The organism is Actinokineospora xionganensis (genome assembly GCF_014323725.1).
Lineage (GTDB): Bacteria > Actinomycetota > Actinomycetes > Mycobacteriales > Pseudonocardiaceae > Actinokineospora > Actinokineospora xionganensis.
The window spans coordinates 522,964-536,196 of sequence record NZ_JABVED010000001.1 but is presented as its reverse complement, the minus strand read 5'-3'; the positions used below and the strand labels follow the sequence as shown (position 1 = coordinate 536,196).

7 protein-coding genes and 1 tRNA gene are annotated in these 13,233 nt (G+C 68.6%); 1 reads left to right on the top strand and 7 read right to left on the bottom strand.

Annotation, left to right across the window (positions count from 1 at the left end):
- The first annotated feature begins 7 nt into the window (after nucleotides 1-7).
- Nucleotides 8-91: transfer RNA gene (locus GPZ80_RS02460), tRNA-Leu, on the top strand.
- Here GPZ80_RS02460 and GPZ80_RS02455 read toward each other — a convergent pair.
- The 7 genes from GPZ80_RS02455 to GPZ80_RS32400 all read right to left on the bottom strand — a co-directional run bounded on the left by GPZ80_RS02455 (nucleotide 73) and on the right by GPZ80_RS32400 (nucleotide 13,217).
- Complete coding sequence (locus tag GPZ80_RS02455; RefSeq protein WP_187218081.1) at nucleotides 73-519, bottom strand: hypothetical protein; 447 nt, start codon at nucleotides 517-519, stop codon at nucleotides 73-75. The two genes, GPZ80_RS02460 and GPZ80_RS02455, sit on opposite strands and share 19 nt — an antisense overlap.
- 277 nt (nucleotides 520-796) lie before the next feature.
- The gene (locus tag GPZ80_RS02450) at nucleotides 797-3,109 is read right to left on the bottom strand and encodes an RICIN domain-containing protein (RefSeq protein ID WP_187218080.1); all 2,313 of its coding nucleotides are present in this window, start codon (nucleotides 3,107-3,109) and stop codon (nucleotides 797-799) included.
- A gap of 35 nt (nucleotides 3,110-3,144) precedes the next feature.
- Nucleotides 3,145-5,880 carry an alpha-L-fucosidase gene (locus GPZ80_RS02445; protein ID WP_187218079.1) on the bottom strand — a complete coding sequence of 912 codons (2,736 nt, stop codon included), beginning with the start codon at nucleotides 5,878-5,880 and terminating at the stop codon, nucleotides 3,145-3,147.
- A 137-nt stretch (nucleotides 5,881-6,017) separates the two neighbouring features.
- Nucleotides 6,018-8,333: a family 20 glycosylhydrolase gene (locus GPZ80_RS02440; protein WP_187218078.1), complete on the bottom strand. Its 2,316-nt coding sequence runs from the start codon at nucleotides 8,331-8,333 to the stop codon at nucleotides 6,018-6,020.
- A gap of 189 nt (nucleotides 8,334-8,522) precedes the next feature.
- Entirely contained in the window at nucleotides 8,523-9,236 is a 714-nt protein-coding gene (locus tag GPZ80_RS02435) for a GntR family transcriptional regulator (RefSeq protein ID WP_187218077.1), read from the bottom strand.
- Nucleotides 9,237-9,247: 11 nt separating this feature from the next.
- Nucleotides 9,248-10,327, bottom strand: coding sequence for an ABC transporter ATP-binding protein (locus GPZ80_RS02430; RefSeq protein WP_187218076.1), 1,080 nt, complete (start codon nucleotides 10,325-10,327; stop codon nucleotides 9,248-9,250).
- Nucleotides 10,328-10,400: 73 nt separating this feature from the next.
- On the bottom strand, nucleotides 10,401-13,217 hold the full coding sequence (locus GPZ80_RS32400) for an RICIN domain-containing protein (RefSeq protein ID WP_187218075.1): 2,817 nt from the start codon (nucleotides 13,215-13,217) through the stop codon (nucleotides 10,401-10,403).
- Nucleotides 13,218-13,233: the final 16 nt, after the last annotated feature.

Below are 13,233 nucleotides of genomic sequence, written 5' to 3'. Positions count from 1 at the left end.
ACCGCAAGTCCGGGTGGCGGAATGGCAGACGCGCTAGCTTGAGGTGCTAGTGCCCTTAACGGGCGTGGGGGTTCAAGTCCCCCCTCGGACACATTCACTATTCACCCGCACAGAGGCCGTCACGTAGACGGCCTCTGTTGCGTTCTCGCGCCGAACCTCTAGTTGAGCGGATCGGTACAGGTTGGTCAACGCATCCGGGTCGGTTCCGGAGAGTGCCGCGGCGATGTCTCCCAGTGAATCCACCATCGCGTACACGTCGGCCGCGGTGATCAGGTTCGCCACGGGCGTGTTGTCCAGTTCGGCTCGTGCGCTCGCCCGCTCCGCCTCCGCCTGGTTCATCGGCTCGACCACGGCCACCGGGTCCACGCCAGCCGCGATCGGGCGACCAACTCCGCGAAGGTCGGCCGTCTCCGGCGCAACCCGAACGTACTGATCGCGCCCTGCACCAGTACCGGCACGCCCACCCGGGCCCGCGATGGCGGGCACCGCGCGAGTTCTCGACGAGACGACGGGATCCATACCGCGGAGCGGGTGATCCAGGGCAACACGGCCGCTTCCTCCCTGTCTTCGAACAGCCAATGGGACCTCAGCCCAAGGCCTACATCGAGGTGGGGCCACCCGAGCGACCCTGCCGGACCCCGGTCCGGCCGTGCCACCCAGTCACTTCGCGTTGATCCTGCGCCCCGTTCTCGACCGGAGCGACCGAACCGGGACAGGCGAGTAACTCGAATATTCGAAGGAATGGTCGCCCGCGCGCGGCTCAGTGCCGTGAACGGCGCGCGGGCGTCCTATGGGATCAGCGCAGCGCCCACCGCTGGGTCGCCGAGCCGGTGTCGGCCTGCTGGGTGAGCACGGACCCATCCGCTGTGCCCGCCGCGGTCAACGTCAACCCACTGGACTTCGACGTGATCCGGTATGCGCCGGCGACCGGGGTGAGCCGCCACCTCTGGTTGTCGCCGGTGCCGCAGGTCCACTGGATGACCTTGGCGCCCGCAGTGGTGGCGTTGCCCTCGATGTCCATGCACAGCCCTGACTTCACGTTCTTCACCGTGTAGTCCCCCGCCGCGTCGCGGGTGAATACCCACTGCTGGTTGGCGCCGCCGTGGCGGGTCCAGATGATCAGCTGGGTGCCGGTGCTGGTCGAGCCGCCGGGGACGTCGACGACCTGGGTCGTCCCGGCACGGGCGATCTCGTGGGGGCCGCCGATGGTCGACGCCGGTGCCAGACTCAGGTCGTCGCAGGCCGCCGAGCCCGCGGTGGGCAGGTAGCAGTAGACCGTCACCGAGGTTGCCGTCGCCGAGGTGGTGAACGACAGGGTCAGCTGGGTCCAGCCGGTGGCCGACGTGGTCGCGAACACCTCCGCGCCGCCGAAGCCCTTCACTCCCAAGTTCGTGGCCACGCCACCGGTTCGGACCCAGCCCGTGTAGGTGTAGGCGGTGTTCGGGCTCAGGCCGGTGACCAGCCGCTCGACCGTCGCGAACGATCCGGCGGGCGCCGACAGCGCCACCGCCTGAGTCCCGCTGTGCGGATTGACCGTGGTCACGGCGACGTTGCGGCTCGACCAGCCGGCCAGGCCGGACTCGAAGCCACCGTTGGGCAACAGACCGCACTCGACCGCGGCGCCGCCGTGCGCGCCGATGCTCGGAGTACCGGACAGCGCGGTGCCGAAGTAGTCCCGGCCACCGTTGCCCGCCACCACCACGCCCGCGCCCAACGCGGGCGAGCCCGCGCACAGCCGGTACCCGTCAGCGTGCGCCTGGTCGGTCGCCGTGCCCGCCGCGGAAAGCTTCGGGTCACTGGTGATCCCCGCGCCCGCGGGGACACCGGAGACGTTGACCAGGTCGTTGTGGTCGAGGGTGTACCCGCCGCTCCGCAACGTCATGGACGCCGTGCCGGATCCCGTCTTGACCACGATGTTGTTGCGGAAAGCCACATTCCGGCGAGTCGAGTTGTTCTCCTGGATCACTGACTGGCTGATCCCGGGTCCGATGTAGATGGTGTTGTTGTACACCTGCGCGGACTCGATCAGACCTCCGCAGTTCTCGATGCCGCGGTGGGAGTCGTTCTGGCTGATGTTGTAGCGCACGACCGCGTCGCGAAGGATGCCGGTCGCGTTGCACAGCAACATGAACCCGCCCGCGTTGTCGTGGCTGTAGTTGTACTGGAACACCGTCCCGATCGTGCCTTGGTCGACGTCGAACCCCATGCCGTCGCGGGTGGTCTGCCCACCGGTCGCCTCGTTGAACTGGAACACCGCGTTGTCGGAGTCGTAGGTCCACATCCCGGCGTTGTACCCGGTCGAGCGCTTCTGGAACCCGTTGACGTAGTTGCGTTCGATCAGCGCACCGGTGGTGTTGCCCGCGACGATGCCGTCGCCGCCCACGTCCTCCACGCGGTTGCCGCTGATGACCACCCGCGGCCACGGGATGAACTCGCCCGCGCTCCCGGTCTCGAAGCCCGACCGGTTCCAGGTGGACACCATGAAGATGCCCGAGCGGTCGACCGACCGGACGGTGTTGTTCCGGATGGTCAGGTCGTCGAGCCAGGTTCGGACCGTGTTGCCGCCGACGGCGAAATAGATTCCGCCACTGCCGCCGAGGTCCTTCTTGTCCTCGCCGTTGACGTTGTGGATGTCCAGGTCCTCCAGCACGAAGTGGCTGGCCGCACCGAAATCGGTCAGCTCGACCGACACGCCGCGTCGGAAACCGACGCTGGGGCCGGTGTTGGTGATCTCCAGGTTGCGGATCTCCCAGTGCTGCTGGTTCACCAACCGCACCGCGTTCGGCACTCCCCCACCGGCGATCAACGGCTTGGCGCCGGAACCGTAGGCGTCCACGGTGATCGGACTGCCCGCGACACCGGAGCCCTGGGGTGCGAGCGACCCCGCGCAGGTGGTGGCCCGCTTGATCAGAATACGGTCGCCAGGGTCGAACGTCGTGGCGCTCACCCTGGCGAGCGTGCGCCAAGCGGTGGTCTCGCCCGTGCCCGCGGCCGAGTCACTGCCCGCCGCGCAGTCGAGGTAGTAGGTGGCGGCGGCCGGCTCGGCCGCGGCGGGGGCGACGCCCAGTAAGAGCAGCACAGCTGCGCCGAGCAGGGATTGGACACGCAACAGGGGTTCCTCCGACTCTCTTTCTCATTGAAAGGTCATGGGGTGACAAAAGTCCACGACTGGCTGTTGCCCGCCACGGGTACGGCCTGGGTGAGCCCGTCACCGGTCCCGGCCACCGTGAGCACCTTCCCGCTGGACTTCACCACCAGTCGGTGCCCGCCGGTGGCTGCGACGAGTGACCAGCGTTGGTTGCTTCCGCCGTGGCAGGTCCACTGCACGACCGGTTCGCCGGAGTTGGTCGTGGCGTCCATGCAGAGTCCACTGGAGACACTGCGGACCTCGTAGCTGCCGTCGGCCTGCCTGGTGAACGTCCACCGCTGGTTGTCGCCGCCGTGCGGCGCCCACTGGATCAGCTGGGTTCCCGCGGTGGTCGCGTTGCCCGGAACGTCGACCGCCTTGCCGGACAACGCGTTGCGAACCTGGTAGCGCTGACCGGAGACCACCGGGTCAGCCGACGCGGCCACGACGCTGACGGTCACCTGCGCGCTGTGCGAGACCTCCGCCGCGGTGCCGATGACGTCCACGATCGAGTCCCCGGGCGGGGTGCTCGCCGAGGTCTGGATGGTGAGGGTCGAGGTGCCGCCCGCGGTGACGGTGGCCGGGTTGAACGTCGCCGTGGCGCCCGGGGGCAGGTTGGCGGCGCTGAGCGTGATCGGTCCCGCGGCGCCCTTGGTCACCGCAGTGGTGACCGTCGACGTGGTGGCCTGCCCGGCCGGGACCGCGGTCATCGGCTGGCTCGCGGCGAGGGAGAAGTCGTTGGCGGGCGCGAAAACCTGCACTTCGGCCAACGATAGCGGGTTGGTTCCCGCCAACCGGACCATGACGTATCGGGCCGCCTTGCCCACGGTCAGCTGGGTCGGTGTGCCCGCCTGCCCGGTCTGGCGACTCGACCAGACGCCCGGTGCGGCCGCCTGCTGCGCCGGGGTGAGCGCGGTGTTGAACGGGGTGTCGGAGACGAAGACCCAGTAGTCGGTGAGCCGGTTCGCGCAGCAGTCGGTGCGGTTCCAGAGCGCCAGCTTGCCGACCGGGACCGACGCCCCGAGGTCGACCTGCCACCACGGGGTCGCCTCGGAATTGGTGTGGGTCACCGAGGTCGCGAAGAAGTCGCCGTTGGTGTTGCCGTCCACGGCACGCGACGCCGGCGCCGAGTTCGAGGTCGACGACTGGGTTGCGGGCTTGCCCTGGGCGAGGTTGATGGCCGAGCCGTCGTCGTAGAGCGCCACCGTCGCGATGCTCGGCGCGAGCGCGCGGGACGCGGTGATCCGCAGCCGCACCTTCTGGGTGGTGACCGTGGGGAACTGCACGATGCGCTTGTAGCCGACGGTGGTAGCGGCGGTCACCTGCTGCCACGCCGTGCCCGTCCACGCGTCGACCGCGAAGCCCGCGACCCGCTGGCCGACCTGGATGTTCTCCTGCAGCACCAAGGTGTTTACCGCCTTGGACGCCGGCAGATCGACGACGAGACCGCCGGTGTTCGCGGTCGGCTGCCACCCGGTGCCGTCGGCGGCGTCGAGGACGTTGGCGGGCGCGTTGCCCGCGGTGTTGGACGTGCCGGTGTCGTTGGCCGCCGTCGCGCCCGCGGCCAGGTTCGTGGCGAACGTGGAGCGGATCTTCGCGCCGAACTCCGCCATCCTGGTGACCTCGGTGGCGCCGATCTTGCCCTGCTGGTTCGGGCCGACGTTGAGCAGCAGCTGGCAGTTGCGGCCGACCGAGGCGTAGTACATCGACATCAGCGCGCTGAGCGTCTTCGGGGTCTGGTTCGGGTGCCAGAACCACGACGGCTGCAGCTTCGCGTCGCACTCGCCGGGGAACCAGGCCAGGTAGGTCGACGCGGTGGTCAGCTTGTCGTCGCCCGCGATGTTGTCGGCCTCCCAGCCGAACGTCGGGTCCCGCATCCCGTCCGGGTTCAGCGCGTTCTTGTTCGGGATCACGCTCCACTCGCTGGTCCGCGCGATGCCGCTCTCGTTGCCGACCCAGCGCACGTCGCCGCCGAAGGTGACCGCGGTGGGCTGCAGCGTGCGGACGATCCTGACCCAGTCGGTGAAGTTGTAGGGCTGGCGCCCGCCGGTCGGGTCGTAGCCGTCGAACCAGACCTCGTCGACCGTGCCGTACTTGGTCAACAGCTCATAGAGGGTGTTCATGTAGAGCCGGTTGTAGTCGTCGGCGACGACGTCGAAGGTCGGGCCCGCACCGGGGATGCCGGGGATGGTGGCGTTGATCTTGGCGCTGCCGTTGCCGAACGTGCCGCCCGGTTGGTACTCGTGCAGGTCCGACGGCGAGAGATAGATGCCCACCTTCACGCCGAACTTGCGCGCGGAGTCGGTGAACGACTTCACCAGGTCGGCGGTGCCGTTGAGGTAGCTGCTCGACGCCATGTCGTAGGTCGAGTACGCCGACGGGTACATCAGCATGCCGTCGTGGTGCTTGGCGGTGAAGATGATTTTCTTGAAGCCCGCGTCCTTGAACGTCGAGACCCACTGGTCGGTGTCGAGGCCGGTTGGCTGGATGATGTCCGGGTCCTCGGTGCCGAGCCCGAGGTCGCGGCCGGTGTAGGTGTTGGGTCCGAAGTGGACGAACCCGGTCAGCTCCTCGCGCTGCCACGCGAGCTGGCGGTCCGACGGGGTCACCGCGGCGGCCTTGGTCAGGATCTGAGCCTGGGTGTCGGTCGGCGAGATGGTGGCCGTGGGATTCCCGGCCGCCGCGGCGGGCACAGCGACCCCCACCAGCACGGACGAGACCGCGACACCGGCCGCGAATAATCGAAGACGCACAACTTCCTCTTCCAACGACTGATACATCCGATGACAGAACGGGCGGATTAGCGCATCAATGACTCCGAGCTGGGTGAAGTGTGCAGGGATTGAGCATGCCCACGCAAGATCCACCGACAAAACATCGGATCATTATGTCAACTGATCGCTGTGCCGAACGCCCAAAATTCGTGGAGCGAGTAGCCGTAGCCCGTCGCGCGGCCGACGCCTTGCAGCCGCACGTACAGGGCGGGTTCCGGTGCGTCGAGCGCTATTGATTCCACACCGCAGCGCGCCTGGTCGACCGTGGCGGCGTCATGCCAGGTGACACCGTCCATAGAGGTCTGCACCCGGTACCGAGCTGCGCAAGCCGCCTCCCAGAACAGCTTCACCGACCGGATCGTCGACGGCCGCGCCAACCGGAGCTGAATCCACTCGGCGTCGGTGTAGCGCGATGCCCACCGGGTGCCAAGGTCGCCGTCGTTGACATGACTGGCGGCGAGTCGGTCGAGGTTTCCCTCCACCGAGGACGCGGTGGCCGTCGCCGTGAACGACAGGTGCTCGGTGCCCGCAGGCGCGGCTTCGACCGTCCTCGCCACGCCGAAAGCGCGCGAACCGACCTCCCGGCCGCGCCGGTTGGCTGTGAACGTCACCTCGGCGCGCGCCGTGCCTGTCGCCACGCCGGGGTCAGCGGTGACCTGCCATGCCCACGTTCCGGTCGCGCCGGGTTCGAGGATGTCCGGCCCGACGCTCGCCGGGACAACCCGCACCCCGGGCAGGGACAACGCCAACGCGGCGTCGACCGTGTCGACGGCGTAGTGCCCGGTGTTCGTCACCGTGGCCGCCATCCTCGCCGTCTCACCGCCCGCGAGCACGGGCGGCGGGTCGACCCGGGTGCGCAGGCCGCGGTCGCCGCCGGGCAGGGTGGTTTGCAGGTTCTCCATGCCGGGGCCGACGCCGAGGTCACCCACGGTCGCCATGAACTGCTCGTAGGTCTGCCCTGGCACCTTGCCGCGCCACATCTTCTGCGCCAGCAGCCCGAACGTCGGCTCCACCAGGCCGTGCACGTCGGTCGCGGTGTACTTGGCGTGCACCAGGTCGTTCCAGACCGCGGACATCGCGCCGCGCAGCAGCGGGTGCTCCGGGTCGACGGTCTGGCCACCCGCGAAGACGTGCGGCTCCCAGTTGGCGTGCAGCCAACGACCATCAAGGCCCTTGCCGTGGTAGTAGTTCGCGAACGGCACGATGTAGAGCAGGCCGTCGTTGGTGTTGATCAGCGGGTAACCGTCGGCGAGGGCGGCTTTCGGGCCGTACCAGCCGTTGTTCCACGAGTGCATGGTGATGTCGCGGTCATACCCGTTGGCACCGCCCGACATCACCGACAGGCTGCCCCACGCGCGCACCTCCTTGCCCAGCCCGCGCACGTGCGCCGCGATCTCGTTGACATAGTCGCGGTACTGGGTCGCGTAGGCGCGCGGGTACTCGTCGGCCCCGACATGGATCGCCGGGGCGCGGAACCAGGGCGCGAACTCGTCGTAGACGTCCTTCATGAATTGGGTGGCCGCGGGGTTGCGCAGGTCGAGGTGGTCGGAGTTGCCGCCGTTGAGGCCGAGGCTCGGGTCGAACTCGATGAACGCCCGCGCATGGGCGGGCGCGTCGATCTCGGGCACCACGGTGACGAACCGGTCCGCGGCGACCTCCTCGAGCCGGTCCCAGTCGGCGCGGGTGAACGCGCCGTCGGTCGCGGCGAGCCCCGCGAACCGCGGGTTGTCACTGGCCAGCCGGAACGCCGAGTACGCCTTCGACCAGTCGCCGCCGGGCGCGGTGATCTCGTTGTCGTTGAGGTGCACCTGGAAGGTGTTGAGCTTGAACCAGCTCATGTGCCGCACGTAGTCGCGCATGAAGTCGTGGTCGAACCAGCGCCGCCCGACGTCGAGCATGAACCCGCGCACGGCGACGTTCGGCCAGTCCACAAGGGAGCCGACAGGGACCGACGCCGAGGCCTGGCCGTCGAAGGACAGCATCTGCAACAGCGTCCTGGTCCCCCAGTACGCGCCGACCGGTGTGCGGCTGGTGATCGTGACCCGCGAATCGGTCGTGAGCCGGTACCCCTCTTTCAAGGCGAGTTCGGTCGGCCCGACGTCGGCGCCCGCGTCCAGGTCGAGGACAAGGTCACGCTCACCCGCCCGACCCTCCCGGACGGCAGGCACCGGCCAGCCGGTCATCTCGGTCAGGTCGGCGCCAACCTGCTCGGCGACATCGCGTAGCGCGCCGCCGTCCGCGGGGTCGAGCACGATCTTGGTGTCGGGCCCGAGTCGCAGCCGCCCGACGCCACCGCTCCACTGCCGCACCGCGGGGACCACCTGCGGTGCGGCGTTGACCGCCGGGTCATCTTGGGCCGCCGCGGGCGCTGTGGACAGGAGTGCCAGCGCGGCGAGCGAGAGGGCGAGGCCGCGATTAATGGTCTGAACCATTCACCAATGTTTGCGGTTCGGACGAAGGATGTCAAGAGTGTCGTCGAGGGCGTTTCAAGCGGATTACCAAGGGGCGCAACACATCTAACGCACGTCCGGTACGGGCCGAACCGACTCCGTGCGAGCGTCCATAATGGAGCAGATGTCGTCAAGCATGCGACTGGAGTTCCATGCCCGGGTAGGCGCACTTCAAGCAGGAACCGGGACGGTGAACATCGGGCAGGCGAGGTTGGGTGAGCCGACAGTGGTGGTTGTCTCCACGGGGTTGCCGGTCGAGTCGTGGACGACCTGGTGGGTGACGAGTACCGGCTTGGTCGGCGGGATGCTCATGCGCGCGCATTCGAGGTGTTCGGGCATGCGCGCGTGCACGGTGATCGCCGCGACAACCGGATGCAGGCCTGCATGCCGCATCAAGGTGATCAGGTTGCTGTGCGGGGTGCTCTCGGTGTCGGCGATGTCATGCCCCGTGTGGGCCTCGATTCGCCTCGCGACTGTCGCGGGGATCCATTGCTGGTCGATCTGGACAAGTTTTCGCCCGCTGCGGTGGTGCCTGATCCTATGCACGACCAGGCCACCCGCGCGCAGACCGAGGCGGGTGGACACCTCGGCGTCGGCGTGGGCCCAGCCGCTCAGCACGACGTGGAGGTGCTCTCGATCCGGGGTGCGGTTGTCGGGCCGACGGGCGGTCGGCGCTGTCGCGCACACGACGGTCCCGGCGCCTTGTTTGACCACCGCCAGGCCTTCAGCCACCAGGACGGCGATCGCCGAGCGGGCGGTGCCGCGGGCGATGTCGAATCGTCGGGTCAGTTCGTGCAGCGGGGGAAGCGCGCTGCCCACCGGGTACTCGCCGCGGTTGATCGAGTCGATGAGCTGGTTCGCGACCAGGCGGTACTTTGTCTGCACAGGATCACTCCTCAGTCTGGGAGGCGTTCGCCGGTGAGACTGTCGAAGAGGTGGATGTCGGCTCGGTGGAGCCGCAGGCCGATGGTGGTGCCGCGAGAGGGGATCTCCCGAGTGCCGGAGCGGACCACGATCGGCCGCGCGGAGTTGCCGTCGGCTGAGGTGTAGAGGTAGTTGTCGCTGCCCAGTTCCTCGACCATCTCGATCACCACCCGGCGCCCCTGGGCGGCCCCGACGACACGCAGGCCCTCCGGTCGCACACCGATGGTGATCTCGCGGCTGGAGGCCGCGGCCCGCTGCGCCGGGGTGAGGCCGATGCGGGTGCCGCCGAACTCCACCGACCAGTCCTGCGCGTACAGGGGGATCAAGTTCATCGCCGGGGAGCCGATAAAGCCCGCGACGAAGAGATTCCTCGGTCTGTCGAACACAGTGCGCGGGGTGTCGCACTGTTGGAGCCTGCCGTCCTTGAGGATCGCGACCCGGTCGCCCATGGTCATGGCCTCGACTTGGTCGTGCGTGACGTACACCGTCGTGACACCGAGGCGGCGCTGCAGGGAGGCGATCTGCGTACGGGTCTGCACCCGCAGCTTCGCGTCCAAGTTGGACAGTGGCTCGTCCATGCAGAACACCCGCGGCCGCCGGATGATCGCCCGGCCCATGGCGACCCGCTGGCGTTGGCCGCCGGAGAGCTTGTCGGGTCTGCGGTCGAGGTAGGGCTCCAGTTCCAGCATCCGCGCGGCCTCGGAGACCCTGTGCTCGATCTCGCGTGTGCCCATTTTCGCGACCCTGAGGTGGAAGGCGATGTTCTGCCGCACGGTCATGTGCGGGTAGAGCGCGTAGTTCTGGAACACCATCGCGATGTCGCGCTCCTTGGGTTCGGCGTGGGTGACATCGGCGCCGCCGATGCGGATCTCGCCACCGTCGACCGCCTCCAGACCCGCGAGCATGCGCAAGGCAGTGGACTTGCCGCAACCAGAGGGGCCGACCAGCACCATGCACTCACCGTCGCGGATACGCAGATCGAGGTTGTCCACAGCAGGGCTGCTGGTACCCGCGTAGTGTCGGGTCGCGCCCCGGTACTCGACAGTGGCCATGAGGGCTCCTTGTCACTTGAGGGAAGTGCGAGCGGGCCGCGCCTGCCCGCTCGGGCAGGCGCGGCCCGTGGCTTCAGGAGCCGTAGACGTTGAACGACCAGAGGGAATAGCCGAACGAGGTGGCGCGGGTCGTCCCGAGCATCCTGACGTAGCGGCCGGACCCGGTCAGGCCCGCCAGGTCCTGCGTGCCGCCGGTGCTGGTCGACGTCGAGTAGATCGTCGTCCAACTCGTCCCGTCATTGGACACCTGGATCTGATACGCCTTGGCGTAAGCAGCTTCCCACGCCAGGCCCACCCCGGTGATCGTCCGGGTCGAGCCGAGGTCGACCCGCAGCCACTGCGGGTCGGCGTAGGCGCTGGCCCATCGGGTGCTCGGGTTGCCGTCGGTGGCCTGAGTGGCGGCGAGGGTCGTCGCCTCGACCGACGAAGCCGTGGTGGGCTTGTCGCGGGCCAGGTCTGCCGGCGTGACGACCCAGGTGAACGTGGTCGAACCCGAGGCCCCGGACCCGTCAGTCGCGGTCACCGTCACCGAGGAGGTGCCCGCACCAGTCGGGGTGCCGGTGATCTCTCCAGTGCCCGTGTTGATGGACAGCCCACCGGGCAGCCCGCTCGCCGAGTAGGTCAGCGACTGGGTGCGGTCGGAGTCCACGGCGGCGATCTGGACCGGGCTGATCGCCGCGGCCGCGGGCGAACTCTGGTTGCCGGGGCAGGCCACGGTCACGGTGTTCCCGATCGCCGTGTCGACCACGCTGAACGCCAGGGTCTGCGCGGAGGGCGAGCGGGTGTCACCGGCGGTGCCCGCGTTGACCCAGTTCCGCTGCGGCGCCGTGACGACCGTGCCGGAAAGGCTGAGCGCGAGGCCGCTGTACCTGTTGACCAGACGGTAAGAGCCCGTGGTGGTCGCCTGGATGGACCACTGCTGGTTGACCGTGGGCGCGCAGGTCACCGCGCCGAGGGAGACCCCTGCACCCCACGCCCGACCGGCGTTGTCGCCGCCGACACCGAGCGCGTGGCCGGTGGATCGGTTGGCGACGCTGTGGAAGCCGTCGCCGGTGGGCGTGAAGGTCCACGCCGTCGGGTTGGCCGTGGTGGTCGCGAGGCCGGATCCGCTCTGCGTGAGGAACTGGCCGTTGCCCGCGCCGACGCGATAGGTGGCGCCGCTGTGCACCGGGGAGGCGGGCAGGTCGGCGGTCGACTTGGGCGCGATGGTGATCGTCGCGTACTCGCCGCTGTAGGTGGAGCAGTAGAAGGAGCAGTACGAGCGGAACGTCTTGCCTAGCACCGTGGAACTGGTCAGGTTCGCCGAGTCGAGCAGCCAGCGGTACCACGCCCCGTTCGGCTGGTTGACCACCAGGCCGAGGTCGAACCACTTCTGGGTGGCGAGGTCCTTGGTGGCGTAGAAGCGCAGCGGGGTCTTGGTGTCGGTGGCCTGTGCGACGTTGTTCTGCGGTGTTCCGATGTAGAGCCCGAGGTAGGCGTTCCAGGCGATGTTCATGACCGCGAGCTGGGAGTTGTCGGGCAGGACGCCGGAAGAGACCTGCGAGGCGACTGAGCCGGTCGCGGCGGGCTTGTAGTCCTCGGCGGGCGTGGTGTAGCCGGGGCCGCCGCCGTCAGCCGGGATGATGTTGCTCTCCGCGCCGCCGACACCGGGGGTCTGCCAGGCGCCGTTGTACCACTTGGACCACGACGAGGGCGCCATCTTCTGCGAGATCGGCGCGCGGGCGACGTGCTGGAGCCAGACCGCGCCGCCGCCGCTCTTGTTCAAGACCCGTGAGGCGTAGAAGACGTAGAAGTAGCCGGAGGCGTAGTCGACGAACAGCCGCTGGTCGCCGTCGCCGTAGTAGTAGGTGGAGGCCGGGAAGGCGGCGGTGTCGTTGCGCTTGACGCTGTACGGCGAGGTGATCACGTGGTCCCGGATGGTCCAGGTCTTGCCCTGGTCGGTGGACACGCCGTAGTCGATGCTGTCGTAGTGCATGCCGTCGCCGAAGGGCTGCGGCGTGAACTCGTTGTGCACCAGGCCGTACCAGTCACCGGTGTCCGGGTCGACCCACACACCCGCGAGGTCACAGTAGTTGCGCTGGGAGTATGACGAGCCCGCCGGCGCGTAGGTGGACTCCAGGCCGGTGGGGCTGTTGTTGCACCGCCACGTCGTGTCGGCGTTGCTGTCGTTGGAGTTGTTCGGGTTCACCGAGTTCGTGATCGGGGCGAGCGTGGTCGAGTCGAAGTCGGCGCCGGTGAAGAAGCTCCACTTGCGGTGCTCGTCCGCGCCGTAGAGGGCGTGGGCCTGCTGGTAGTAGAACGTGCCGTCCTTGTCCAGGTACACGGCCGCCGGGGTGTCGTCCGGCCGGGAGTAGCGCACCGCGGAGCCCGCGGAGAGGGCGTACTTCGCGGCGGGGGCCGTCGCCGCGGTGAACTTCTGGTTGGCCTGCGCGGGATCGCACGGCGCGAGTCCGACGCGAGAGCCGTTGGCGATCGCGCCTTGGACGGCCAGGCACTTGCCGGACTTGGCGCTGTAGATCGTTCCGTCGGGAAGGTGGGCGAACTTCTGGTGCGGGAGAGCCGAACACGTGTAGAGCACGATCAGGGCGCCCGTGGCGTTGGCCGCGCCGGTCACGTCGACGCACTTGCCGAAGATCCGCAGCGTGCCGTCGTCGTACCAGGTCCATTTCTGCGCCGAGGATCCGTTGCAGGTGAACACTTTGATGATGGTGCCGTCGGCGGTGCCGAAGTCGTCGTCGTCAAGGCACAGCCCGCCGATGGTGATCGTCCCGGCGGACCCGAGCGGTACCGCGGCTGTCGCGGGGGCGGCGGCCCCGGCGACCAGCACGGTGGTCAAGGGCAAGGCCGCCGCGAGTGCGGTCAGGAGTCGTCTGATCCGTTGTTGTTTCATCAGAAGTCCTTCCGTC